At 36.3% G+C, this 24,249-nt stretch carries 28 protein-coding genes; 27 read left to right on the forward strand and 1 reads right to left on the reverse strand.

Features of this window, described 5'->3' with window-relative positions; all coding sequences use genetic code 11:
- Positions 1 to 7 precede the first annotated feature (7 nt).
- From recR to A7A78_RS02810, 12 genes are all read left to right on the forward strand, one after another.
- Complete coding sequence (recR, locus tag A7A78_RS02755) at positions 8 to 628, forward strand: recombination mediator RecR (protein WP_068760920.1); 621 nt, start codon at positions 8 to 10, stop codon at positions 626 to 628.
- A gap of 3 nt (positions 629 to 631) precedes the next feature.
- Positions 632 to 1,753, forward strand: a complete 1,122-nt coding sequence (locus A7A78_RS02760) for a glycosyltransferase family 2 protein (protein ID WP_068760921.1) — start codon at positions 632 to 634, stop codon at positions 1,751 to 1,753.
- Between the two features lie 98 nt (positions 1,754 to 1,851).
- Positions 1,852 to 3,189, forward strand: coding sequence for a dihydrolipoamide acetyltransferase family protein (locus A7A78_RS02765; RefSeq protein WP_068760922.1), 1,338 nt, complete (start codon positions 1,852 to 1,854; stop codon positions 3,187 to 3,189).
- A 214-nt stretch (positions 3,190 to 3,403) separates the two neighbouring features.
- Complete coding sequence (locus A7A78_RS02770; RefSeq protein ID WP_068760923.1) at positions 3,404 to 4,177, forward strand: 3'-5' exonuclease; 774 nt, start codon at positions 3,404 to 3,406, stop codon at positions 4,175 to 4,177.
- A gap of 7 nt (positions 4,178 to 4,184) precedes the next feature.
- Positions 4,185 to 4,796, forward strand: coding sequence for a fumarylacetoacetate hydrolase family protein (locus A7A78_RS02775; RefSeq protein ID WP_068760924.1), 612 nt, complete (start codon positions 4,185 to 4,187; stop codon positions 4,794 to 4,796).
- A 1-nt stretch (position 4,797) separates the two neighbouring features.
- Positions 4,798 to 5,139 (forward strand): Hpt domain-containing protein, encoded by a 342-nt coding sequence (locus A7A78_RS02780; protein WP_068760925.1) that lies wholly within the window; start codon positions 4,798 to 4,800, stop codon positions 5,137 to 5,139.
- Between the two features lie 2 nt (positions 5,140 to 5,141).
- Positions 5,142 to 6,389, forward strand: coding sequence for a competence/damage-inducible protein A (locus A7A78_RS02785; RefSeq protein WP_068760926.1), 1,248 nt, complete (start codon positions 5,142 to 5,144; stop codon positions 6,387 to 6,389).
- Between the two features lie 77 nt (positions 6,390 to 6,466).
- Positions 6,467 to 6,706 (forward strand): 50S ribosomal protein L28, encoded by a 240-nt coding sequence (gene rpmB, locus A7A78_RS02790; RefSeq protein ID WP_014782807.1) that lies wholly within the window; start codon positions 6,467 to 6,469, stop codon positions 6,704 to 6,706.
- 27 nt (positions 6,707 to 6,733) lie between these two features.
- On the forward strand, positions 6,734 to 6,916 hold the full coding sequence (gene rpmG, locus A7A78_RS02795) for a 50S ribosomal protein L33 (protein ID WP_014782808.1): 183 nt from the start codon (positions 6,734 to 6,736) through the stop codon (positions 6,914 to 6,916).
- An 8-nt stretch (positions 6,917 to 6,924) separates the two neighbouring features.
- Positions 6,925 to 7,077 (forward strand): DUF4295 domain-containing protein, encoded by a 153-nt coding sequence (locus A7A78_RS14845; RefSeq protein WP_094746013.1) that lies wholly within the window; start codon positions 6,925 to 6,927, stop codon positions 7,075 to 7,077.
- 176 nt (positions 7,078 to 7,253) lie between these two features.
- Entirely contained in the window at positions 7,254 to 8,207 is a 954-nt protein-coding gene (ftsY, locus tag A7A78_RS02805) for a signal recognition particle-docking protein FtsY (RefSeq protein WP_068760928.1), read from the forward strand.
- A complete protein-coding gene (locus tag A7A78_RS02810; RefSeq protein ID WP_068760929.1) occupies positions 8,208 to 8,558 on the forward strand; it encodes a hypothetical protein in 351 nt (116 codons plus the stop codon).
- Between the two features lie 70 nt (positions 8,559 to 8,628).
- On the opposite strand, the gene A7A78_RS02815 is transcribed toward A7A78_RS02810, so the two are convergent.
- On the reverse strand, positions 8,629 to 10,527 hold the full coding sequence (locus A7A78_RS02815; RefSeq protein WP_068760930.1) for a S9 family peptidase: 1,899 nt from the start codon (positions 10,525 to 10,527) through the stop codon (positions 8,629 to 8,631).
- Positions 10,528 to 10,800: 273 nt separating this feature from the next.
- On the opposite strand from A7A78_RS02815, the gene rimO reads away from it, so the two are divergent.
- The 15 genes from rimO (at position 10,801) to A7A78_RS02890 (ending at position 24,084) form a co-directional block, all read left to right on the forward strand.
- Positions 10,801 to 12,105 carry a 30S ribosomal protein S12 methylthiotransferase RimO gene (gene rimO / locus A7A78_RS02820; protein WP_068760931.1) on the forward strand — a complete coding sequence of 435 codons (1,305 nt, stop codon included), beginning with the start codon at positions 10,801 to 10,803 and terminating at the stop codon, positions 12,103 to 12,105.
- A gap of 142 nt (positions 12,106 to 12,247) precedes the next feature.
- Complete coding sequence (locus A7A78_RS02825) at positions 12,248 to 13,468, forward strand: glycosyltransferase (protein ID WP_068760932.1); 1,221 nt, start codon at positions 12,248 to 12,250, stop codon at positions 13,466 to 13,468.
- A gap of 190 nt (positions 13,469 to 13,658) precedes the next feature.
- Positions 13,659 to 14,138 (forward strand): hypothetical protein, encoded by a 480-nt coding sequence (locus A7A78_RS02830; RefSeq protein ID WP_131811092.1) that lies wholly within the window; start codon positions 13,659 to 13,661, stop codon positions 14,136 to 14,138.
- On the forward strand, positions 14,139 to 14,825 hold the full coding sequence (locus A7A78_RS02835; RefSeq protein WP_068760934.1) for a hypothetical protein: 687 nt from the start codon (positions 14,139 to 14,141) through the stop codon (positions 14,823 to 14,825).
- A gap of 32 nt (positions 14,826 to 14,857) precedes the next feature.
- On the forward strand, positions 14,858 to 15,667 hold the full coding sequence (locus tag A7A78_RS02840) for a hypothetical protein (RefSeq protein WP_131811093.1): 810 nt from the start codon (positions 14,858 to 14,860) through the stop codon (positions 15,665 to 15,667).
- 30 nt (positions 15,668 to 15,697) lie between these two features.
- The gene (locus tag A7A78_RS02845) at positions 15,698 to 16,237 is read left to right on the forward strand and encodes a hypothetical protein (protein ID WP_131811094.1); all 540 of its coding nucleotides are present in this window, start codon (positions 15,698 to 15,700) and stop codon (positions 16,235 to 16,237) included.
- Between the two features lie 197 nt (positions 16,238 to 16,434).
- Positions 16,435 to 17,376 carry an FAD-dependent oxidoreductase gene (locus tag A7A78_RS02850; protein WP_068760937.1) on the forward strand — a complete coding sequence of 314 codons (942 nt, stop codon included), beginning with the start codon at positions 16,435 to 16,437 and terminating at the stop codon, positions 17,374 to 17,376.
- Between the two features lie 11 nt (positions 17,377 to 17,387).
- Complete coding sequence (locus tag A7A78_RS02855) at positions 17,388 to 17,789, forward strand: DUF1801 domain-containing protein (protein WP_068760938.1); 402 nt, start codon at positions 17,388 to 17,390, stop codon at positions 17,787 to 17,789.
- A 198-nt stretch (positions 17,790 to 17,987) separates the two neighbouring features.
- Entirely contained in the window at positions 17,988 to 18,821 is an 834-nt protein-coding gene (locus A7A78_RS02860) for an energy transducer TonB (protein ID WP_068760939.1), read from the forward strand.
- 112 nt (positions 18,822 to 18,933) lie between these two features.
- The gene (locus A7A78_RS02865) at positions 18,934 to 19,536 is read left to right on the forward strand and encodes a hypothetical protein (protein WP_131811095.1); all 603 of its coding nucleotides are present in this window, start codon (positions 18,934 to 18,936) and stop codon (positions 19,534 to 19,536) included.
- Between the two features lie 266 nt (positions 19,537 to 19,802).
- Complete coding sequence (locus A7A78_RS02870; RefSeq protein WP_131811096.1) at positions 19,803 to 20,255, forward strand: hypothetical protein; 453 nt, start codon at positions 19,803 to 19,805, stop codon at positions 20,253 to 20,255.
- Positions 20,256 to 20,430: 175 nt separating this feature from the next.
- On the forward strand, positions 20,431 to 20,877 hold the full coding sequence (locus A7A78_RS02875) for a hypothetical protein (protein ID WP_068760942.1): 447 nt from the start codon (positions 20,431 to 20,433) through the stop codon (positions 20,875 to 20,877).
- A 153-nt stretch (positions 20,878 to 21,030) separates the two neighbouring features.
- Positions 21,031 to 21,408 carry a hypothetical protein gene (locus A7A78_RS02880; RefSeq protein WP_068760943.1) on the forward strand — a complete coding sequence of 126 codons (378 nt, stop codon included), beginning with the start codon at positions 21,031 to 21,033 and terminating at the stop codon, positions 21,406 to 21,408.
- 180 nt (positions 21,409 to 21,588) lie between these two features.
- Positions 21,589 to 22,629 (forward strand): ligand-binding sensor domain-containing protein, encoded by a 1,041-nt coding sequence (locus A7A78_RS02885; RefSeq protein ID WP_068760944.1) that lies wholly within the window; start codon positions 21,589 to 21,591, stop codon positions 22,627 to 22,629.
- A 243-nt stretch (positions 22,630 to 22,872) separates the two neighbouring features.
- The gene (locus A7A78_RS02890; RefSeq protein WP_094746014.1) at positions 22,873 to 24,084 is read left to right on the forward strand and encodes an aspartyl protease family protein; all 1,212 of its coding nucleotides are present in this window, start codon (positions 22,873 to 22,875) and stop codon (positions 24,082 to 24,084) included.
- Positions 24,085 to 24,249: the final 165 nt, after the last annotated feature.

The raw sequence follows: 24,249 nt of genomic DNA on the forward strand, positions 1-24,249 counted from the left end.
TTAGGCTATGGAATTTTCTTCAAAACTTCTTGAAAATGCAGTAAACGAAATGTCCCAACTCCCCGGAATTGGAAAGCGTACCGCTTTGCGTTTAGTGCTTCATTTATTGAAACAACCCAAGGAACAATCACAAAAATTAGCCGCTACTTTGGTTAAAATGCGCGACGAAATAAACTTTTGTGCAAACTGCCATAACATTAGCGATTCAAAACTTTGTGAAATCTGCGCCAATCCGCGCCGCGATGAACAATTGGTCTGCGTGGTTGAAGATATTCGCGATGTAATGGCTATTGAAAATACCAGTCAGTATCGCGGCCATTACCACGTTTTAGGCGGAAAAATTTCGCCAATGGACGGCATTGGCCCCGGCGATTTGACCATTCCATCTTTGGTTGAAAAGGTAAAGGAAGGAAATATCCGTGAACTTATTTTTGCGCTAAGCTCAACAATGGAAGGCGATACCACAAATTTTTATATTTATAAACAAATTGAGCCATACAATATAACCACTACTACCATCGCCCGCGGTATTTCTGTGGGGGACGAACTGGAATATGCAGATGAGGTTACCTTGGGAAGAAGTATTTTGCACCGCATACCGTTTGAAACTTCACTAAAAAGCACCTAATCTTTGAAACTCTCCGTTGTTATACTAAACTATAATGTTCTCTATTTTTTGGAGCAGTGTATCCATTCTGTCCAAAAAGCAATAGAAAACTGGGATGCGGAAATTATTGTGATTGATAATGATAGCAAAGACGATAGCTGCGCAATGGTCAAAACGCTTTTTCCGAATGTTGTTTTAATTGAAAATAAGGAAAACGTAGGTTTCAGCAAGGCAAACAATCAAGCCGTCGCCGTAGCAAAAGGCGAATATGTTTGTATTTTGAACCCAGATACGGCAGTTTCGGAAGACACTTTTAGACTTGCAATTGAATATTCAGAAAGTATTGAAAACATTGGGGCATTGGGTGTTTACTTAATGGACGGCACCGGAAACTTTTTGCCCGAAAGCAAGCGGAATCTTCCCACCCCGAAAGTTTCGTTGATGAAGCTCACCGGCTTTGCAAAAAAATATTACTCAACCCATATTTCAGAAACTTCTGTAGGGGAAGTTGAGGTTTTGGTTGGCGCTTTTATGCTATTAAAAAGAAATATTTATAATGAAGTTGGCGGTTTTGATGAAGATTATTTTATGTATGGCGAAGACATCGATCTTTCCTATAAAATAACCAAAGCTGGTTATAAAAACCATTATTTGGGAAGCACTACGGTTTTGCACTACAAAGGGGAAAGCACCAAAAAAGACGATGCTTATTTTGAACGATTTTACGGCGCAATGCAAATTTTTTACAGAAAACATTTCAATAAAAATTTTCTGTTGGAAAGTTCTGTTTCGGCTGGAGTTGCTTTGGCAAAAAAAGCCCGGAAAATTTCTTCTGAAAAGAAAACAAAGCCAGTTCCAAAACTTGAAAGAAACTATTTTTTTACGGAGAATATTGAGCTGCTTGAAACAATTTCTGCAACTACAGCGACGGTTTTTCAAATGGTTTCAAAAAATATGCATCCACAGATAATGTTGAAAAACAGTCTGTTGGTTTTTGATGCGGAATATATTTCCTATAAAGAAATCTTCAAACTGATGCAGCAATTAAAGGGCAACGGCAATATTTTTAGGATACGCCCGCCCGGCTGCAATTTTATAATAGGGAGCGACCAAAGCGACGAAAAGGGTGGTGTGGTTGTTTTTTAAGAAATTTGAAACCCAAAACGAACAATTTTTAACTAATTTTGCAAGGTTTTTAAAACAAGCACTTTTGTGCACACCAAATTCGACATTGAAATTATATTATGGCAAAATTTGAATTGAAATTACCCAAAATGGGCGAAAGCGTTGCAGAGGCAATACTTACCAACTGGCTAAAAGAAGTGGGAGACACTATTGAGGCAGATGAAGCGGTACTTGAAATTGCGACCGATAAGGTTGACAGTGAAGTGCCAAGTGAAGTAAATGGGGTTTTGGTTGAAAAGTTGTTTAATGTAGATGATGTGGTACAGGTAGGGCAAACAATTGCCATAATTGAAACCGCTGGCGAAAGCAACGGAAGTGAAAAAGCTGTTACTGAAAACGCTCCTTCCGCCGAGATTGTAAAGGAAGTTGAAAAACAAGTTGAAACTGCCAAACAAGCTACTCAGGCTCCAATTGAAAATAACGGCGATCGTTTTTATTCGCCTTTGGTTAAAAATATAGCTGCAGCCGAAAATATTTCACAGGCAGAACTTGATGCAATTTCTGGTACCGGAAAAGATGGCCGCGTGACCAAAAACGATATTTTGGATTATGTTGAAAACCGTTCTTCAGTAAAAGCACAGCCACAGCAAGCCCAACCACAAACAGTAGTTGAAGCCAAAAATCCTGAAACTGCGAAAGCACAAACTTCTGAACCCGCAAAACCAAAAACTCCTGTTTCGGTTAGTGGGGAAGATGAAATTATTGAAATGACCAGAATGGGCAAACTTATTGCGCACCATATGGTTGAGAGCACGCAAACTTCCGCCCACGTCCAGTCTTTTGTGGAGTGTGATGTTACCAACGTTTGGAACTGGAGAAATAAAGTGAAAAATGCTTTTGCAAAACGCGAAGGCGAGAATTTGACTTTTACCCCAATATTTATGGAAGCCGTAGCGAAAGCTTTAAAGGATTTCCCAATGATGAATATTGCTGTTGATGGCAATAACATCATTAAGCGTAAAAATATAAACTTGGGAATGGCTGCTGCGCTTCCGGATGGAAATTTAATAGTTCCTGTAATCAAAAATGCAGATAGATTGAATTTGGTTGGAATGAGCAAAGCGGTAAATGATCTTGCTGGTCGTGCCCGTGAAAATAAATTGAAACCAGACGAAATTCAAGGTGGAACCTATACCGTTACTAATGTTGGAACCTTCGGTAGTATTATGGGAACTCCAATAATCAATCAGCCGCAAGTGGGTATTTTAGCTTTGGGAGCTATCCGCAAAGTGCCTGCTGTAATTGAAACTCCGGAAGGAGATTTCATCGGGATTCGCCATAAAATGTTCCTTTCGCACAGTTACGACCACAGAGTGGTAAACGGTGCTTTGGGCGGACAATTCGTAAAACGGGTTGCTGATTATTTGGAAGCTTGGGATTTAAATAGAGAAATTTAAATTCACACCTATTATAACCTAAAGAGGTTGTTTAAAAAGTAAAATCCCTTCGATTTGTCAGGTCGAGCGCAGTCGAGACCTAATTGTAAGTCTGAAACATAGTGTTCTCGACTGCGCTCGAACTGACTCCAAATTACTTTTTATACAGCTTCTTTTTCTTTTATCTTCCTTCAAAACTTCAATAAAAAGTATCTTTGCACAACAAAACAAAACAATGGAACTTAATTTAAAAAAACCAATCTGTTTCTTCGATCTTGAAACCACGGGAATTAATGTAGCGACGGACAGAATTGTTGAAATAGCAATCTTAAAAGTATTCCCAAACGGAAATAAGGAAAGCCACACTTGGCGCGTAAATCCTGAGATGCCTATTCCGGCAGAGTCTTCTGCAATTCATGGAATTACTGATGAAATGGTTGCCGACGAGCCAACTTTTAAGGAATTGGCTCCCAAAGTTTACACGTTGATAAAAGATAGTGACTTGGGCGGATTTAATTCAAATCGTTTTGACATTCCGTTATTGGCCGAGGAATTGCTTCGTGCAGAAGTGGATTTTGATATGAAAAAAGCAATGTCCGTTGATGTGCAAACTATTTTTCACAAAATGGAAAAGCGAACCTTGGAAGCAGCCTATAAATTTTATTGCGATAAAGATTTAAAAGATGCCCACAGCGCTGCCGCAGATACAAACGCGACCTATGAAGTTTTAAAAGCGCAGCTTGATAAATACGGTGAACTTGAAAATGATATAAACTTTCTGGCAGATTTCAGTTCGCATAGGGATCACGCAGATTTTGCAGGATTTATAAGTTATAACGAAGAAGGTGTTGAGGTTTTTTCCTTCGGAAAATACAAAGGCAGTTTGGTAACAGAAATTATGGAAAAGGATTCCGGCTATTTCGGGTGGTTGCTAAATGCGGATTTCCCGCTGTACACAAAAAAGGTTTTGACGCGAATCCGTCTTCAAAAGTTAAACACAAAACTTTAAAAGTAAAATGAAAATAATCTGTATTGGCCGCAATTACGCAGACCATATTAAAGAACTGGATAACAACAAACCTTCAGAGCCAATTATCTTTTTAAAACCGGACACCGCAATATTGTTAAAGAAGCAGCCGTTCTTTATTCCAGAGTTTTCAAATGATGTGCATCACGAAGTAGAATTGTTGGTCCGAATCAATAAAATCGGGAAACATATCGATCAAAAATTCGCCCATAAATATTATGACGAAATTGGTTTGGGAATAGACTTCACCGCAAGAGATTTACAAGCTGAATTAAAGGAAAAAGGCTTGCCGTGGGAAAAAGCAAAAGCATTTGACGGAGCCGCGGTAATTGGAAATTTCATAAAAAAAGAAAAATTTTCAGATATAAATAATATAGAATTTAGCTTAAAACGCAATGAAAAAATAGTCCAAAAAGGCAATTCTATGCTGATGATGTGGAAAATAGATGCTTTAATCGAATATATTTCAAAATATTTTACACTAAAAATAGGAGACATTATCTTTACCGGAACTCCCGCAGGTGTTGGCAAAGTTGAGGCCAATGATGTTTTGACGGGATTTATAGGTGAAAGCGAAATGTTTTCCATAAAAGTAAAGTAGAATGACAAAGTATTATGCAAAGGAAAATCTTAGTGAAATCGCAGATGGCGATCAAGATTTTTTAGAAATATTGGCCCAGACATTTTTGGATGAAATTCCTCCGGATTTACGTTCCATGGAAGAGGCTATCCAGAATGAAAACAGGGAATTGGCATACCAATTCGCACATAAAATGAAACCGAATATTGAAATGTTCGGGATTGATGCACTTAAAGATATTACCAGCATTGAAGCGTGGTCCAAAACTTCCAAAAGTAAGGCGGCGGTTCTTCCTCACTTGGAAAATGTACTTACAACATTGAATCACGTATTCGTTGAGCTGAAAGAAGATTTCCAATTATAAAAATGCTTGCAGAAATTATAACCATAGGCGATGAGATTCTCATAGGCCAAATTGTTGATACCAATTCAGCATATATTTCCAAAGAACTTAACAAGGTAGGGGTAAAGGTGTATCAAATTACATCTGTTCAGGACGATCGGACACACATTTTACAAGCCTTTGAAGATGCCAAAAAACACGCCGACCTTGTGATTGTTACTGGTGGACTGGGCCCTACAAAGGATGATATTACCAAACAGACTTTTTGTGATTTCTTTGAAGATGTTTTGGTAGAAGACCAAAACGTGATTGAAAACGTAAAACAACTTTTCAAAAAATATCAATTAAATAAACCGTTGCCTGCAAATTTTCAGCAAGCTATGGTTCCCTCAAAAGCTACAGTCCTCAATAATCTCCACGGCACCGCTCCCGGGATGTGGATGGAAAAAGACGAAGTTGTTTTTGTTTCGCTTCCCGGAGTTCCCTATGAAATGAAACATCTTTTGCAAGGTGAAGTTTTGCCTAGAGTAGTAAAGCGTTTCAACCGACCTTTTATATATCACAAAACACTTTTAACATACGGGCTGGGAGAGAGCGCTATTGCCGAAAGAATTGCCGATTGGGAAAACGATTTGCCGGAAAATATAAAACTTGCATACTTGCCTTCCTTGGGAAAAGTTCGTTTAAGGTTGTCATCTAGCGGAAATAATGAGTCGGTTTTACAGGAAAATATTGATTCAAGAATGGAAGTTTTAAGTGAAATGCTTTCAGATATCGCCATTGGTTATGAAGACGAAACTAGTATTGTTGGCAGAATTGCGCACATTCTCAATCAAAAAAATCAGACTTTAAGTCTAGCTGAAAGCTGCTCTGGAGGCGCTATTGCCGAGCAGATTACTTCCGAAGCAGGCGCGTCATCTTTTTTCCTGGGAAGTATTGTTCCGTATAAAACCGAACTAAAAACGCATATTCTTGGGGTTCCTTCTTCCTTAATAGAAGAATATACTGTGGTAAGTATAGAAGTGGCAGAAAGCATGGCGGCGAATTGTTGCAAGCTTTTCAACACAGATTTTGCTATTGCGACTACTGGAATTGCAGGCCCAACAAAAGGCGATGCCGTAGATGAAGTTGGCACGGTATGTATTGCTATTGCTTCGCCCAGAGGAATTGTTTCAGAAAAGTTCAGCTTTGGAAATGACCGTTTTCGCGTTATTAAAAAGACGATAAATAAAGCTTTCGAAATGCTTCTAAAAGAAATTTCAAAAAACTAATTTTCTTTTGTTGTACATCACAAAAGAATTACTTAAATTTGCACCCTGTTTTAAAATAACTTAAAAAAGTTAAGGAAATGTCAAGAGTTTGTGAACTTACCGGAAAGAAAGCGATGGTTGGAAATAACGTGTCGCACGCGATGAACAAAACCAAACGTAAGTTTGATGTAAATTTGCTTAAGAAGCGTTTTTATATTCCAGAAGAAGACAAGTGGGTAACCCTTCGTGTTTCTGCTTCTGCGATAAAAGACATCAATAAAAAAGGTATTTCTGCGGTTATGAAGGAAGCTCGCGAAAAAGGCTTTTTAACTAAATAATTGCAATAATCAATAAAGTCTGTTACAATGGCTAAAAAAGGAAATAGAGTACAAGTAATTTTGGAGTGCACAGAGCACAAAGAGTCTGGCCAAGCCGGAACTTCACGTTACATCACTACCAAAAACAAAAAGAATACACCGGACAGAATGGAGTTGAAGAAATTCAACCCAATTCTTAAGAAAATGACGGTTCATAAAGAGATTAAATAATATAAGTCATGGCAAAGAAATCAGTAGCATCGTTACAAACAGGTTCAAAGCGTTTAACCAAAGCAATAAAAATGGTTAAATCGCCAAAAACAGGAGCTTATACATTTACTGAGTCTATCATGGCTCCAGAAATGGTAAATGACTGGTTAAACAAAAAATAACCAGCTTAAAATATTCAGAAAAAGCCACTTTTTTGCGAAGGTGGCTTTTCGTATTTTTGCTCACCCCTTCCGTCTTTAAAATTGCCCGAAAAGCAATTTTAAAGCCACCTTCCCCTGAATTAGGGTAAGGAGCATAAAGTGGGACAACTGACAACCGAAAACCGACAACTGAAAAAATGAGTTTATTCAAAAAAATATTTTCCAAAGAGAAAAAAGAAACACTTGATAAAGGACTTGAAAAAACAAAGACTTCCTTTTTTGACAAACTAAGCAAGGCAGTTGCGGGAAAGAGTAAAGTTGATGATGATGTTCTGGACAATCTGGAAGAAATACTAGTTTCCAGTGATGTTGGCGTAAATACAACCTTAAAGGTAATCAACAGGATTGAAGCCCGGGTTGCCAAAGATAAATATTTGGGAACGGATGAATTGAACCAAATTCTTCGTGAGGAAATTGCGGGACTTTTAAGCGAAGTAGATTCCGGTAACGCCACAGAGTTTGAAGTTCCGGAAAATAAAAAGCCATATGTAGTGATGGTAGTTGGGGTGAATGGAGTTGGGAAAACCACAACTATTGGAAAGATGGCATATCAGTTCAAAAAAGCTGGTAAAAAAGTAGTTTTGGGAGCTGCTGATACCTTTCGCGCTGCAGCAATTGACCAGCTTCAAATTTGGGCTGACCGCGCAGATGTAACTATTGTAAAGCAAAGTATGGGCAGTGATCCCGCAAGTGTAGCTTTTGATACGTTGCAAAGTGCCGTAAACCAAAATGCCGATGTTGTTATTATTGATACTGCGGGAAGACTTCACAATAAAGTGAACTTAATGAACGAGCTTACAAAAGTAAAACGCGTTATGCAAAAAGTAGTCCCAGATGCACCCCACGACGTACTTTTAGTATTGGATGGCTCTACTGGGCAAAATGCTTTTGAACAGGCAAAACAGTTTACCGCTGCTACCGAAGTTACTTCGCTTGCCGTTACCAAACTAGATGGAACCGCGAAAGGAGGGGTTGTAATTGGTATAAGTGATCAGTTTAAAATTCCTGTGAAATATATTGGCGTGGGCGAAGGAATGGAAGACCTTCAGGTTTTCAATAAATTTGAATTTGTCGATTCTTTTTTCAAATAAATGGAAAGTAAAGCACCTAAAAATTACAAGGATTTTTTCAAATATCTTTTACTGGCCTTGATAGCCTACATTGGTGGATTAACGGGCTATCACAGTTTTAAAATAATTGAATATTTCATAAAACCCGTTCCAAATCCATTAATGCCTTTGGGAATGTATAAATACATGGCATTTCCATACATTTCTTTTATTCCTATTCTTTTGGCTTTATTATTTTTGGGATTTTATTTTTATAAAAAGGAATATTTTAAGAAAGGCCCCATTATTTTTTATATCGTATTAATTCTACTTTTTCATCTTTCGCAAAGTAGCCTCTTAAATTTTTTCGATAGTTTTAATCCGTATGGGTAATAAAAAAAGGGAATTCACGATTGTTTACTAATTCGAGAATTCCCTTTTTTGCTTACAGCTTACAGCTATTTTAAAGTGTTTCTTTCAGCCAACTAAAAAACTCTCTTTGCCAAACAAGCGCATTCTGCGGCTGCAGCACCCAATGGTTTTCTTCGGGAAGATAGAGAAGTTTGCTTTTTATTCCCTTTAACTGTGCTGCTTGAAAAGCGCCCAATCCTTGTTCGATTGGCACACGGTAATCTTTTCCGCCCTGAACAATCATAATTGGAGTGTCCCATTTATCAACATAGGTGATTGGGTTGAATTCATTGAATGATTTTTGTGCAGTGGCGTTGTTTTTATCCCAATATGCCCCGCCCATATCGTGGTTTACAAAGAATAGCTCTTCAGTTGTTCCATACATTGCTCGGGTATCAAAAACGCCGTCGTGGGCGATAAAAGTTTTGAAACGTCCGTCGTGATTTCCAGCCAACCAGAATACAGAATAACCACCGAAACTAGCACCAATTGCACCAAGACGATCTTTATCAACATAAGCTTCTTTTGAAATAGCGTCAATAGCATCGAGGTAATCCTGCATTGCTTTTCCACCCCAATCTCCGCTAATGTCCGCATTCCATTGCACGCCATGGCCTGGCATGCCGCGTCGGTTTGGCGCTACAATAATGTATCCTTCCGAAGCCATCAATTGAAAATTCCAGCGAGTGGAATAGAATTGAGATAAAGCAGATTGCGGTCCGCCCTGTGCATAAAGCAAGGTTGGGTATTTTTTATTTTTATCGAAATTGGGTGGAAGAATTACCCAAACCAGCATTTGCTTGCCGTCTTTGGTAGTAACCATTCTTTTTTCAACTGTTGGCAAATCAAGCTTTCCATAGAATTCATTATTTACTTGTGTAAGTTGTTTGAAAGTTTTGCTTTTCAAATCAAATGAAAAAATTTCCGAAGCATGGTTCATATCCGTGCGCGTAACAATCAACTGGCCGTTGTTTTCGGCAACAATACCCGTAACGTCAAATTGTCCCTGTGAAAGTTGTTCAACAACTGCCATTTTTCGGGTTTTTCCGGGATAATCAACTTTAAAAATTTGTTGCGTTCCGTCAACCGGAGCCGTGAAATAAATATCCTTATTGTTGCTTGCCCAAAGAAATCCGTTAACCGTTCCATCCCATTGAGAAGTAAGGTTTTGTTTTACGCCATTTTCCAAAACGATAATATCATTTTTATCAGCTTCGTAACCCGGAGTTTTCATCTGTAAATATGCCAAAGCTCCAGCTTTTGAAAATGCTGGCTGGGTGTCATAACCTTTGTTTTCTTCGGTTAAATTCTCCGTCTTTTTATCAGAAAGATTGTATTTGTAGATATCTGTATTGGTACTAATTGCATAATCTGTTCCTGCCGACTTTTTACTTACGTAATAAATATTTTCGCCTTTTGGCCCCCAAACATAATCTTCATCGCCGCCGAAGGGCGCTTGTGGGGTGTAATACGGCTGTCCGGGCGTAATATCGGTTTCTGCTCCAGTTTTAGTGTCTTTATAAAAAACGTGATTGTAGCTACCATCATTATAGGTGTCCCAATGTCTGTAATCCAATGATGTATAAACGTAGGCGTCACTTTTAGGCAAATCTTTGTAAATATCTTTTCCAGCTATATCTTTTACGTGAACGGGTTTGTTCATCAAAAGATACTGTCCGTTTGGCGAAAGATTTTTGTTAGCAACTTTTGCTTCGTCTTTTGAAATTTCAGTGAAATTTCCACCCGCTACAGACATTTTGTAATATTTTGAATCAAAACTGTTTTCTACCATATTTGGAGTGGAAACCTTATAAAACAGTTCTTTTCCGTCATTGGAAATTCCAATGGGGCTTACTTTTTTCACCTGCCATAAAAGCTCCGGTGTCATTGTTTTTTGGGCATACAAAAAGCCAGCGCAAAGAAAGGCCAGCAGGAATGTCATTTTTTTCATTTGGATTGATTTTTAAGAAGTGTAAAGTTACTTAAAAAGTGGCAGTGTTCAGTCTTAGTTGGCAGTAATTGGAATTTGGGTCTTCGACAAGCTCAGACTGACAATCTTTTAATTTTGGAATTTGTGATTTGGGATTTGTTTATTTTTTTTAGTGGTATCTTTGCACACTTTTTAAAATTTAGAATTCGGAATTAAGAATTCAGAAGTGAAGAGTGCAGATTCAAAAAAACCAAAAATTCATAATTTATAATTCTGAATTCATAATTAAAAGAAATGCGTACCAAAACCCTAAAGAAGAACAAGATAAATGTTGTAACCCTCGGTTGCTCCAAAAATGTGTATGATAGCGAAGTATTGATGGGCCAACTGCGCGCCAGCAATAAGGAAGTTGTGCACGAGGAGGAAGGCAATATTGTGGTGATAAATACTTGCGGTTTTATTGCAAATGCCAAGGAGGAAAGTATCAACACCATTCTTGAATTTGTTCAGAAAAAGGAAGAAGGTTTGGTAGATAAGGTTTTTGTTACGGGCTGTCTTTCTGAAAGATACAAACCGGATCTTCAAAAGGAAATTCCGAATGTGGATGAATATTTTGGAACAACGGAACTTCCCGGTCTGCTAAAAGCTTTGGGTGCCGATTATAAACACGAATTGATTGGCGAACGTATAACCACAACCCCAAAAAACTACGCATATTTCAAAATAGCCGAAGGCTGCGATCGTCCGTGCTCGTTTTGCGCAATCCCTATTATGCGTGGAAAACACCGAAGCACGCCAATGGAAGATTTGGTGATTGAAGCAGAAAAGCTCGCTGCAAAAGGTGTAAAGGAATTGATTTTGATTGCACAGGATTTAACCTATTATGGGTTGGATTTATATAAAAAAAGAAACCTTGCTGAATTGCTTCAAAAACTTGTAAAAGTTGAAGGAATTGAGTGGATTCGTTTGCACTACGCATTCCCCACGGGGTTCCCGATGGACGTTTTGGAAGTGATGCGCAACGAACCTAAAATCTGCAATTATATCGACATTCCGTTGCAACACATTGCAGACCCAATTTTAAAGTCGATGCGCCGCGGAACCACAAAGGCGAAAACCACAAAATTGTTGGAAGAATTCAGAGCAGCGGTTCCAGATATGACAATCAGAACTACTTTGATAGTTGGTTATCCCGGCGAAACTGAGGAAGATTTCCAAACCCTAAAACAATGGGTAAAAGATATGCGCTTTGAGCGTTTGGGATGTTTTACATATTCTCACGAGGAAAATACACACGCTTACAACCTTGAAGATGATGTACCCGAAGATGTAAAAATGGATCGCGCAAACGAGATCATGGAAATACAAAGCCAGATTTCTTGGGAATTAAACCAACAAAAAATAGGCAAGGAATTCCGTGTTGTGATTGACAGAAAGGAAGGTGGCTATTTCGTTGGAAGAACTGAATTTGACAGTCCAGATGTTGACAACGAAGTATTGATTAATGCCGAAGAAGGGTATTTGCGGACCGGAGAATTCTTTAACGTAAAAATCACTGCTGCTGAGGATTTTGATCTTTATGCTGAACTTATAGTATAAATTTCACTCTCTTCTCTGCGAATCTCCTTACCCTCCGTGTAACTCTGTGAAATAGCTATTACGCTGAGTTACTCAGAGAATCGCTGAGATACACAGAGAAACTTGAAACCCGAAACTTGAAACCCGAACTTGAAACCCGAACTTGAAACAACTTTTAATAATCGGCCATACATTTCCAGAGCCCAGCACCACAGCGGCGGGAAGCAGGATGATGCAGTTGGTTGAATTGTTTCAGGAAGAAAATTACCAAATCACTTTTGCCAGTACGGCAACTTTTTCGGAACGAACTGAAAATCTGGAAACTCAAAATATTTCAGTAAAAAGTATTCTACTGAATGATATTTCTTTTGATGACTTCATTAAAGAATTGAATCCCGAAATTGTAATCTTTGACCGCTATATTACCGAGGAACAATTTGGTTGGCGCGTTTCTGAAAATAGCCCGAATGCCTTAAGGATTCTCGATACGGAAGATTTGCATTTCCTGCGAAAGGCTAGGGAAGAAGCAGTGAAAAAAAATAAATCTGTTTTTGAAGCAAATCTTTTTACGGAAATAGCAAAACGCGAGATTGCGAGTATTTTACGCTGCGATTTGTCACTTATCATTTCAGAATATGAAATGGAACTGCTTCAAAATACTTTTAAAATTTCTTCAGAAATACTTTACTATTTACCATTTTTGGTCGAGACGGTTTCTGAAAACACCACTTCTTTTGAACATCGCCACGACTTTCTCGCAATCGGGAATTTGCTGCATGCCCCAAATGTAGATTCAGTTTTGCAGTTAAAGGAAATTTGGCCAGAAATTAAAAAACAGCTTCCAGAAGCGGAACTTCATATTTATGGGGCGTATGCGCCGCAGCAAATTCTTCAGTTGAATAATACAAAGGAAGGTTTTATCATAAAAGGCTGGGTGGAAGAAGTGGAAAATTTGATGAAAAATTATCGCGTACAATTGGCGCCCCTACGTTTTGGCGCGGGTTTAAAAGGAAAGCTTTTGGACGCGATGCGTTTTGGCTTGCCTTCGGTAACCACGGAAGTTGGCGTGGAGGGAATGTGCGGTGAAGTTCAATTTGGAGGAAGCGTCACCACTTCAAAAGAAGATTTTATAAATGCTTCCGTAAAATTATATTCCGAAGAAAAGCTTTGGAGCCAAGCACAACAAAACGGTTTCGAAGTCATAAAACAGCGTTTTCAAAAAAGCCTTTTTTCAGAAGATTTTAAAAAGCACATTCGCATTCTTTCGTTAAACCTTGAAAAACATCGCCAAGAAAATTTTATTGGGCAAATTCTTCAGCACCACAGTTTGCAAAGCACAAAATATTTGAGCAAGTGGATTGAACTTAAAAACACCAAGTTTTAATTTTAGGATTATAGTTCTGTTCCTAACATTTTTCTATATTTTTAGTTCCAATAAAAACTAAATTAAGGGAATGTTGAGAATGGATAGACCTGTTTTTTCTTTAAGGAAATTATGTTTTTTTTCAATTTTTCTTTTATTTTCTTCAGTTGCTTATTGCTGTACCTGTAAGGATTATAGAAATACCTCCGTTTTGGAACGAATAAACACAACCGATGCGATTTTTGAAGGAACGGTTTCAAAAATTGACACACTGGACAAATCCACAATAAGCATTACTTTTTCAATTACTAGAAAAATAAAAGGAGTTGATTCCCTGAGTTCCATAAAAATCCAGACTGCTAAAAGTGGTTCTTCATGTGGTTCCCATTTTGAAGTGGATGAGCACTGGCTTATTTTTTCAAACTCTCAATATACAGGGCTTTGCTATGGAAATTTACTACTTTACGATAACTCCTTTAAAGACTTTAATCTTGAACCAATTTCAAAAAACTATAAATTTTATTATACCAAACTTAAAAAATTCATCAACCAAATTGCCGATGCAAAAACTGAAATTGAACTGACCGAAGTTGACGAAAACAATACTATAATTGCAAAAGGCAAATTAGATTCAAACAGAAAACCTATGGCCGATTGGTTTTACGTGAAATATATACCCATACCTCACTAAATGAAAAAAATACTACTACTCCTATTTTCAATTTTCCTTCTTTCTTTTGTTGGCTACAATCCAAACTCTGAAAAACCCAAATATTTTGAAGGGCAAATTACCTACGATATTGAATATGCACCCTATGAAAAAAGGTTTAAAGCTGAAAAAATCAAAAAGCATTTAGGTTCAAAAATGGTGCTTACGTTTAAGGACGGGGATTATAAAAAAGAATATTTTGCACCAGATGGCAAGCTATTACAAGTGCGTGCTTTGAATTTAAAGGAAGAAAAAACCTATCTAAAACTTCACGATTCCGATACGATTTTTTGGTTTGATATTACTAAAAATGAATCTTTTACAAAATTTGAGATCTTAAAGGATAGCACGGTTTTTAATTATCCCTGCAAAGTGGTTAAAACAAATACAACTATGACCATTAAAAACTTTAGCAATGAATCAGTTGATTTGGATGCAATGTATCTATATGCAATAGATTTGCCTATTAACGCGGCTTGGTATGAAAACTATTATGAAGGCAATTTTAATGAAATTGCGAAAGTTGGTGAAGGAATAGCTTTACTGTCAATCATTAAAGGACTCTATTGGGAACAGACCATTAAAGTAACTTCTGTTAACAAACGCAAAGTAAAACGGTCTGAATTAACGATTAAAATTGACAAGGATGCTCCGTTAAAAGAGTTATAATAAACGTGAAAAGTAAATATAAAACCATAACAATGAAAAAAACTCTTACAATAATATGCTTACTCTTTTTTTGTTCAATAATCCATTCCCAAACTGATACCTTACAAGTAAAGCTGGATTCCATCATCAAAGAAGCGAATCTATTGTATAGTTATGAAAAGGCTACTTGGAGCGCAACAGATTTGGCTTATGAAGATGAAAGAATCAATACAAATATCGGGGCTTATATTGTCCATCACTCCAACGATTCAATTTTTGTGACTTTTGCCGACAAGGAATATAAAACCCAAACAGCCCAATATTCCTATAATCTGAATAATTTAAGAGTGCCGGCCAAACAGGATTTTGAACCCAAACCTCTTTCGGAAAAGAGCTCCAAGCTTTTTGAAGTTAGAAATGAAATATTACGTCAGTTAAATGCCGATCCCGCAAAGTACGGTTTGAATTTTCAAAAAGATTTTAACCCCAACCCAGTTTTAGTAAGCGCAAACGGAAGCTATAGACTATACTTAATTATTGGCACTGCAGTTCCAGATGTAATTCCCTTTGGAAATGACTATTTGTTTAATGCTGACGAAAACGGAAAAATAACCGATTGGAAAATATTCCATAAAACCCTAATCGCTTCCCAAGTTAAAGGTCCCGAAGGGCAACAAGTAATTTCCGTGGTTCACAGTCATTTAAAAATGACTCCCTATATTTCCGCCACAGATATTTGTACTTTTAGATTATACGGGGCCGATTTGTTCGGCTTGGAAGAATTTGCAGTGTTGTCAACCGCTTTAAACAAATATTTCACCTATAATGCTTCGCAAAATAAAATTACTGTAACGGATTTATAGAATGAAGGTAAATAAAACATGAAACCCGAAATGAAAACAATAATCACAGCTCTTTTCCTAACACTATTTTGTTCCCTTGCTTCCAAAGCACAGACCAATATGGTTTATGGTGAAATGCACTCCATTTTTTTGGAAACACCAAAAGACTGGGTTCGGGCCACGCATCAACAGTTGCCCTATTTTATAAAACCAGACAAGAGTGATGTTAGTGAAGATACTTATATGTATGTATATGGCTTAGATTACAGCTTCCAGCCGGAAGCTGATGAATGGATTGAGGCTAACAATATATCCATGGTTGAAGCTTTTCCAGACATAAAGATAGAAAGTCTAAACTTAAAGTTTGACAATATCGTTAATGAGGGTTACCTCACAGGAAATTATACAATAGTTACCTATGAATATCCCAATAAAAAAAAGGAAGCATTGTTAGCTATTGAATGCAGAAACACTATCGCCACGGTTGTTTTAGCCGCAAAGGACGCTGCGGAATTTGATAGTTATTTAAACGCGTTTATTGAGTTAGTGGAATCACTTAAAATTTTAAATACTGTTCTGAAAGAGGAATAGTTTTTTGTTGCTATAATAGAAAACCTATAAATGAAACAATATACAAAAGCGTTCGCCTGACCAATCATCTTCTACCAAACTCATTACAAAATTTAAAAAACCTTGAAAGTGAGGGTAGAAAAGCAGCTTGAAATTTTGTACTAAATTTGAATTTATAGCGTATAAGTATATCATTGAACTGAAAATTGAGCAAGACTATGAAAGCGGTAACCGTTATTGGTTGTGGTATTGTTGGTTTAACTTCCGCAATCAAATTGCAGGAAAAGGGATTTCAAGTTACCATAATCGCTAAAGAGCGTTTTGATAAAACACTATCCAGCAAAGTAGGCGCTGTTTGGTTTCCGTTTGAAATCCATCCCAAAGAAAAAGCAAACAAATGGGCCGCACATGCCTATAAAGAATATCAAGCGGATGTAAAAGAAGGAAATGGCGTTGCCTTTTTCCCTTTTGTTACAGCCTATAACGAAGAAAGCAATAATGATTGGACACTGCTTTTGCCAGAGGGAACAGTTAGAAAAGCATTGCCTTCAGAATTGCCAAAGGGAATAAATAATGCTTTTATTTCAACGGTTCCTTTGGCAGAACCACAGTTGTATCTACCTTATTTATTTAAAAGATTTATAGAAAATGGAGGCGTTTTTAAAGATCAGGAAATAACAAATCTGGAAGAAGCATCCACTTTAAATACCTTCGTAATAAACTGTACAGGCTTAGGCGCAAAAGAATTATGTAATGATACTGATTTACAGCCGATGCGTGGGCAAATCCTACGGTGTAAAAAAATGGATATTCCGTCCTGTGCGGATGCTACAAAAAAAGGTGCGTTAAGTTATGTGATCAACCGTAGTGAAGATTGCGTAATCGGCGGTACGGATTACGAAAACGATTGGAATATAAAAGTTGAAAAAAGCGATACGGAATTAATTATAAATAGGCTATTGGACGGCGGCTTATCGCCAAAAGCACCGGAAATAATAGAGGAAATTGTGGGCCTAAGACCAAAAAGAAGCGCCGTCCGTTTTGAATTTGACAAAGACTTCCCTAATATATTTCATAACTATGGTCACGGTGGGGCGGGTTTTACAGTGGCTTGGGGATGTGCTATTGAGCTTGCTGAAATATTCGGTTTTACTTCTTAAACACTAAAATTATGGACATACTTTCAAAAGAAATTTCGGATTACAACAATTCGCAAACAGCAACGGACAAAACAATTTGTGAACTACTCGCAAAGGAAATCTGCACAAATTTGCCCGAGGCTCAAAACAAACTTTGGCACGGCCATCCCGTTTGGTTTTTAGATGGCAATCCAATTGTAGGGTTCAGCAAAGAAAAAAAAGGATTGCGGCTTATGTTTTGGAGTGGTGCCGACTTTAACGAAGAAGGCTTGGAAGTGAGGGGTAAAAAATTTAAGGATGCCTCTAAGTTTTACCAATCAGTAAACGAAATCAATACGGAAGATTTAAAACGTTGGCTGGAAAAATCAAGGGCAATACAATGGGACTATAAAAACATAGTAAAACGAAAAGGGGTCTTGGAACGATTAAAATAAAAAATTACAAACCCATCTTACGCGTTTTATAAAATTTGCCGATTTAAGTTTTTAGGTATATTTGAAATTAGACTATAAAACATATACTGTGGATAAACACTATAGTTTTTATGCATATTTAAAAACAAGCCGAACCACGAAAATGGAAGAAATTGGAATTTATATACTCACCATCACACAACTCAAAATTTTATAAAAATGAACATAAAATTTACTTTATTCCTTTTGCTATTATCTAGTTTTACTTTTGCACAAGAATCAGCGCTATTTGATAGAAATTTTCACCATCGTACTGATGACCAAGAAAGCAAGAACAGAAGGGAATATTTGCAAAACGACAGCCTTATTGCAGTTAAGGACTTCTATGAAAATGGATTGGTCAGAACGGGAGAATTTTACGGATTTACCGATCTAAAAAATTTGGATGAATTTATTTGGTATAACGCCAACAGACAATATGATAAAAGTCCGCAATTAAAAATTGAAAATAGAAAGGGAGTGGTGAAATATTATGATAAAAACGGAGCAGTTACTTCGGAACAAATCTTCCGTGAGGACGATGTGAAATACGTACAGTTTTGGAACAACAGCATACCGTGTTTGGTTTACGGAACGGGTAAACTTCAAAGTGCCTCCACCGAGAAAAATGAAGTGCTCGTGAGAATATTCAAAGACTCCGTAGAAACCGAGGGGTATATAATTAGAGAATTAAAAAATGATACTATTTATTATAAAACTGATACCCATGCCTATCCCAAAACAGGATTGCAAGCCTTTTATAGGGACTTGGCGGAAAATGTAAATTATCCAGGCTTTGCAAACCTTCTGGGTATAGATAAAAAAATAACGATAGAATTTATAGTGGATGAAGAAGGAAATTTGATAGATTTTGAACCGGTAAACAACAAAAGTTTGAATTTTGAGAAAAAAGCGATCAAGAAATTAGAAAAGATGCCCAAATGGATTCCGGCAACTTTAAATGGTAGAAATGTAAAAACAAGATTCAGGATCCCGTTAACATTTAAGAATTAAACGCTCCATTCGGTTTAGCTAAGCTGAATCTTTAATTTGTATTTGTAAATTTGGCGCTTAAAAAAAAGCAACAAATTTAACCCAAGCACTTAGCGTGTAATTGAAAAAGAACATGACGCTATTACAAAGAAGACTCTTCATACGCAGAGCATTTACCTTGAAAAAGGGAGAGTTAAATATTAAATCATCAGATTTAACCAGCTCTGAAGAAGTGAATATTTCCTATGAAGAAATTGACACCTCTAAACTTATTTTCAAAAAAGGGACAGACAATATAATGATATTAATCACTGTAATATTTGGAGGATTTTTTGTCATTTATATGTTGAATCCAGATAATTATAAAGAAGCGGGGTGGTTTGGAACTGCACTTTTCATTTTTATTCTTGCATTTTTTAGTGGTTTGATAACCTATGTAAAATCTAAAAACGTGGCGTTAATCCCGACGGTGAACCACGGCTATATTGAAATGTTTAATGGGAAACCAAATCAAATAGAGTTTGATGCATTTTTAAGTGAGCTAACCAGCAGCATAAACTCCTACCTTAAATTAAAATACGGGACCATTGATTTAGATATGCCCCTGGAACCTCAATTAATGGGTTTATCGTGGTTAAAGGATCGTGAGATTATCACCCCAGCTGAATTTGAAAATTTAAAAAAAGAACTTATAAATAATGGGCGAGAGCATAGCGCCATAGGGTTTCATAACTAGTATATGTTACCCTAGGTCGCCGTAGTTACTAGAATCTAAAAATCACTTCATAGCAAAAACCGCTTCCAGCGGTTTTTTTTATTGAAAATTTGGAAAATAAAAATGCCAAATCAAAACCTCTTGTCCCACAGCCGCTCTGGGCCGACTCTATGGTGTTATTGGGCAAGTGATAATTTGCTATCTTAGCAAAGACATGGAAAATAAACTGCATGTTGATATTTATTAGTTGTAAATAATGCGAAAAAAAATACCGATTGAATAAAAAATTGAAAATCTTATTGTCAATTTTCCTAATAATTATTTTAGGTATATTTATCTACGAGGAATATTTTCTCACTAAACGATATGAATTTAAAATTGATAATTATCAAATTAATGTCAAGGCGGATGAATGTGAAACCTGTTATTTAGATTGGACAATTAACAACTATATTAAAATATCTGACTTAACAAATAAAACGAAAACCACAATTGAATTTTATACTGAAGGTCCGAGACTTGAGTTTGGACTGAATGCCGATAAAACTGAACTGATTATTAATTGTCCTGGTTTTGATACTAAAATTGTGGACTTAACTAATCTTAAAGAAATTGAATTTGTAGATTATAACGAAATGCAAAGCAAAATTTCTGACTTTGAAATTATGGTAACAATCAACAGAAAAAAAGAATTGTTCGAATTAGAGCATCCACAACCACCAAGCATAAAGTGGGAATGATTATTAAATTAAAATTAGGCGAAAAGCACTATTTACAACACCGTATATAAGCTATGGCTCGGTCTGTCCACACTTGGAAAATCCTACGGATTTTCCAAAGCCAGTTTTTATCAGGAGAGGATTGTGCCGAGACACGCCACAGCTCATATACAAACACGTTGGCGGTAATTAAAAAATGAACATTCCAAAATACATTCTCGTAATAGCTGCCATAATAATTATTTCAATAATTGGAATGGGAATTTATTTTGTCGGTCAAATTAGCTCAACTTATCCACCTATTGAGACTTATAAACTGAATTACTCAAAACTGCAATTTGAAAACAAATTAAAAAGTATCGAATTGAAAGATGAATATAAAGTGTCATTTACCGATACAACTGGAGTTGACCCTGACAGCGAATACAATTATTATTTTAATATTTTGGATAAGCAAACCAATGACAAATATCTATTGACATTTAAAGCTGACAAAACTTTTTTTAAAGATGAGCAAGTGAAATTATCATTAATTGGACTTACAAATGAAATGACGAATAAAGTTGTTTATGAAATTGATTCCGACTCCGAAAAGGTAAAAGAGATGTTCGAAAATAAACTTTTATTAGAAATTGAGAAATAACTACCGCCAACAATGCATAACCGCAATTACGGCGGATTCGACTGCGTCCGAATCCACGCATAATTGCTACCGTAAGTTCTTATCCGAAAAACATTAAATTTAATCCCGTAGCTGCGGTTATACTAAACGTTATGTGTAATTAAAAAATGAAATGTGAATAATACTAAAATAATAAATTTTATAAAGAATTCAATAGCCGCTTTATCTATAATAGCACTTTATTATATTGTTAATGAATACGATGATATTAACGATTATTACATCCAGAAAAAAGAGAATTATACTGACCTGAAACAACTGAATGCTCAAATATTGGACATTTATAAAATTGACTTGAAATCGAATGAGCAACTTGTTGAATTGAAAATGAAAGTTGATTATGACGAACATATGATTAATGCATCAGAACCCAACACTCAATTTTCTGAATACTATTTATGGATTTTAATTGGTTTGTGTTGGTTGTTTATTTTGAGTAGACGACTTGGGAATTCTAAAAAACCTGCCAAAAATAAAACTGAAATTGAATAAAAAACTACACACAACAATGCATAACCGCAATTAAGGCGGATTCGACTGCGACCGAATCCACGCGTAATTGCTAACTTCCGTGCTTAACTGAAAAACCTCGTATATTTATCCGTAACTGCGGTTATACCAAACGTTAGCAGCAACTCTAACACGACTTTACAAAGATTAAACAGACCGACAATGAAATTGAAAATACTTTTACTTCTGAGCATTTTATCTCTGTTGACATCGTGCAACGGACAGACGCCTGATAAGAAAAATAACTCAAACCAATTTATAAATGGCGATACAGTAAAAGAACTTGGAAGTAGTATAATGGTTGTTTACCAAGACAAAAAAAACGTTTATTGGTTCGGCAGTTGGGAAACAGGAATTTATAGATTTGACGGAAAGGCATTGATTAATTACTCAACAAAACACGGTTTGCCAAACAATAGAATTGATGAAATAAAAGAAGATAAATTAGGGAATATTTACTTCGTTAGCTGTTCCCCTCAATCGACAATTGTTAAATTCAACGGGCAATCATTTACTACAATTAAAGCAACCCAAAGCAATGAATGGAAGCTTCAACCCGATGATTTATGGTTTAGAAATGCTTACCAAACTGAAAAAGTATATAGGTTTGATGGTAATACTTTTTATGAATTGACATTGCCAAAACCACCTAGTCTTCCAAACTCATTTGAAATCTACAGTATTTATCAAGACCAAAAAGGAAATATTTGGTTTGGTACAAACCCTGTTGGTGTTTGCCGATACAATGGAAAATCATTTGAATGGATTACCGAAGAAGATGTGACAGAATTTCGCAACGAAGGTGCAAACGGAGTACGTTCAATTACGGAAGACAAAAATGGAGACTTTTGGTTTAATACCGAAAACCGTTATAGTGTTTACGACAGTATAACATTAAAAAGCAATGAGTTTTATACAAGACACGAAAGCATAGGCAGTTTAGATGGGAAAAACACAAGTGGCCTAAATGAGTATCTTTCAACAGTAAGAGACAACGAGAATAATTTGTGGTTTGTAACTTATCGAAGTGGTGTTTGGAAATACGATGGGACGAAAATTACTCATTATGCCGTTCAAGATAACTCACAAGATATTACGCTATTTAGCATTTACAAGGACAACAATGGTGACCTTTGGCTTGGAACACACGAGAATGGGGCATATAAATTTAACGGTCAAACATTTGAGAAATTTAAACCATAACAGAAAAAAGAGCAGCTGCTAACAGCGTGTTTAAGAAATAGCGGGTTTAGAGCTAAATCAAAGATCGGCGCTTTTAATAAAAGTCAGTACCAAACTGAAAGTGAAGTGCTTTTTAAACCGCTACTACTCATAAAAGCAAAACGTTACCAAACATTAAAAATCCATCTTTAGGCAACAATTTCACAATATGACAATAACTATTAAATTAAGCACCTCAGAAAAAATAATTGTAAGCAAAAAAAAATGACAGATCTTAAAAGTTTCATTCTATTACTATTACTACCATTATTTAATTTAAACGCTAATGCCCAAGAAGCAGAAATGCTGGAGTGTGCAAATCAAGGTACGGTTACGAACGATAATTACAATTCAGAAATTCCATTCCGATATATAGATGGTTATATTTTTATTGACATTGTTCAGAACGGTACGGCATACAATTTTCTTTTTGATACCGGCGCAGAAGCAACAGTAATAGATAAGTCAATTATAGATGAGTTTCAATACAAACCATATTCTACATCAAGTATATCTGGGCCATTAATTACAAACCAAGACGTTAATACAATTACGCTGTCAAGTATGTATGTTTCAAAAGTGGAATTTATCAATATTGGCGCTGTTTCAATTGATATGAAATTTGCAAAGCCTATGTTTTGTGCCAAAGTAGATGGTATAATAGGCAGTACTTTATTAAAAAAATCCAAATGGCAAATAGATTATGAAGAGAAAGTTATTCGTTTTTCAGATGCTATTTCAAAATTACTACCTCAAGAACCAGCATACAAATTAACAACCAGCCTTCCTGCACAAGGGTGGGGAACTGAAACCATAGCACTAAATATAGATGGGTATGTTTCTCAATTTAATTTTGATACTGGAAACGGTCGTGAGAGTATAGTTTTAAAACCGAGCGAATTAAAGAACTTTATTGTAGCGGACAAAAATTCAATCATAGAATACGGATTTACCAAATCTGATTTAGGCTATAAATTAATTGCTGAAAAATTAACCCTTGGAAACCTGCAATTAAGCAATCAAAGTATAAGCTTTCGAAGAGATGTTGGCAACTTTCAACTGGTGGGAAATCGGTTTTTAGAGAATTTTTTAATCACAATTGATTGGGAAAAACATCAGTTATATTTAGAACCCACAAAAAACATGGGTCCAGATGCAATGGTAGGGTTTGAACTGAATTTTAAACCAAACTTTGAAACCAACGAAATAGAAATCGTTACCGGATTAAAAGCTTTTACAAAGAAAAATAAAATAAGAAAAGGAGCTACGCTTTTAAAAGTTAATGAAACCGATATTTCCAATTTTTCACACCAAGAATTTTGTGATTTTTGGAATATGGAGTGGCCCAAAATAGTTGATGCCAAAAAATTAAACCTTGTCATTTTACAAAAGGGAAAGTCTAAAGAAATTAGTATTACTAAAAAGAAACTTGCGTAAAATAACTTGTAGTAGCAACATATATAAGTTATGGTATGGACAGTGGCCACTTAAAAATTTTTAGGAGTTGCTTTCTGCCAATTCGCTGCGCTCGTGTCCTGCGGAAAATCTACACCACCCACAACCGCTCAAGACGGTTTTTTATAGAAGATTGATAACCCAAAA

This window comes from Aequorivita soesokkakensis (genome assembly GCF_001641085.1).
GTDB lineage: Bacteria > Bacteroidota > Bacteroidia > Flavobacteriales > Flavobacteriaceae > Aequorivita > Aequorivita soesokkakensis.

Excerpts from the sequence above, each read along its gene's own strand:
- recR (WP_068760920.1), top strand. The coding sequence starts at position 8 with ATGGAATTTTCTTCAAAACTTCTTGAAAATGCAGTAAACGAAATGTCC.
- A7A78_RS02765 (WP_068760922.1), top strand. The coding sequence starts at position 1,852 with ATGGCAAAATTTGAATTGAAATTACCCAAAATGGGCGAAAGCGTTGCA.
- A7A78_RS02770 (WP_068760923.1), top strand. The coding sequence starts at position 3,404 with ATGGAACTTAATTTAAAAAAACCAATCTGTTTCTTCGATCTTGAAACC.
- A7A78_RS02775 (WP_068760924.1), top strand. The coding sequence starts at position 4,185 with ATGAAAATAATCTGTATTGGCCGCAATTACGCAGACCATATTAAAGAA.
- A7A78_RS02780 (WP_068760925.1), top strand. The coding sequence starts at position 4,798 with ATGACAAAGTATTATGCAAAGGAAAATCTTAGTGAAATCGCAGATGGC.
- A7A78_RS02785 (WP_068760926.1), top strand. The coding sequence starts at position 5,142 with ATGCTTGCAGAAATTATAACCATAGGCGATGAGATTCTCATAGGCCAA.
- rpmB (WP_014782807.1), top strand. The coding sequence starts at position 6,467 with ATGTCAAGAGTTTGTGAACTTACCGGAAAGAAAGCGATGGTTGGAAAT.
- rpmG (WP_014782808.1), top strand. The coding sequence starts at position 6,734 with ATGGCTAAAAAAGGAAATAGAGTACAAGTAATTTTGGAGTGCACAGAG.
- A7A78_RS14845 (WP_094746013.1), top strand. The coding sequence starts at position 6,925 with ATGGCAAAGAAATCAGTAGCATCGTTACAAACAGGTTCAAAGCGTTTA.
- ftsY (WP_068760928.1), top strand. The coding sequence starts at position 7,254 with ATGAGTTTATTCAAAAAAATATTTTCCAAAGAGAAAAAAGAAACACTT.
- A7A78_RS02810 (WP_068760929.1), top strand. The coding sequence starts at position 8,208 with ATGGAAAGTAAAGCACCTAAAAATTACAAGGATTTTTTCAAATATCTT.
- A7A78_RS02815 (WP_068760930.1), bottom strand. The coding sequence starts at position 10,527 with ATGAAAAAAATGACATTCCTGCTGGCCTTTCTTTGCGCTGGCTTTTTG.
- rimO (WP_068760931.1), top strand. The coding sequence starts at position 10,801 with ATGCGTACCAAAACCCTAAAGAAGAACAAGATAAATGTTGTAACCCTC.
- A7A78_RS02835 (WP_068760934.1), top strand. The coding sequence starts at position 14,139 with ATGAAAAAAATACTACTACTCCTATTTTCAATTTTCCTTCTTTCTTTT.
- A7A78_RS02840 (WP_131811093.1), top strand. The coding sequence starts at position 14,858 with ATGAAAAAAACTCTTACAATAATATGCTTACTCTTTTTTTGTTCAATA.
- A7A78_RS02845 (WP_131811094.1), top strand. The coding sequence starts at position 15,698 with ATGAAAACAATAATCACAGCTCTTTTCCTAACACTATTTTGTTCCCTT.
- A7A78_RS02850 (WP_068760937.1), top strand. The coding sequence starts at position 16,435 with ATGAAAGCGGTAACCGTTATTGGTTGTGGTATTGTTGGTTTAACTTCC.
- A7A78_RS02855 (WP_068760938.1), top strand. The coding sequence starts at position 17,388 with ATGGACATACTTTCAAAAGAAATTTCGGATTACAACAATTCGCAAACA.
- A7A78_RS02860 (WP_068760939.1), top strand. The coding sequence starts at position 17,988 with ATGAACATAAAATTTACTTTATTCCTTTTGCTATTATCTAGTTTTACT.
- A7A78_RS02865 (WP_131811095.1), top strand. The coding sequence starts at position 18,934 with ATGACGCTATTACAAAGAAGACTCTTCATACGCAGAGCATTTACCTTG.
- A7A78_RS02875 (WP_068760942.1), top strand. The coding sequence starts at position 20,431 with ATGAACATTCCAAAATACATTCTCGTAATAGCTGCCATAATAATTATT.
- A7A78_RS02885 (WP_068760944.1), top strand. The coding sequence starts at position 21,589 with ATGAAATTGAAAATACTTTTACTTCTGAGCATTTTATCTCTGTTGACA.
- A7A78_RS02890 (WP_094746014.1), top strand. The coding sequence starts at position 22,873 with ATGACAGATCTTAAAAGTTTCATTCTATTACTATTACTACCATTATTT.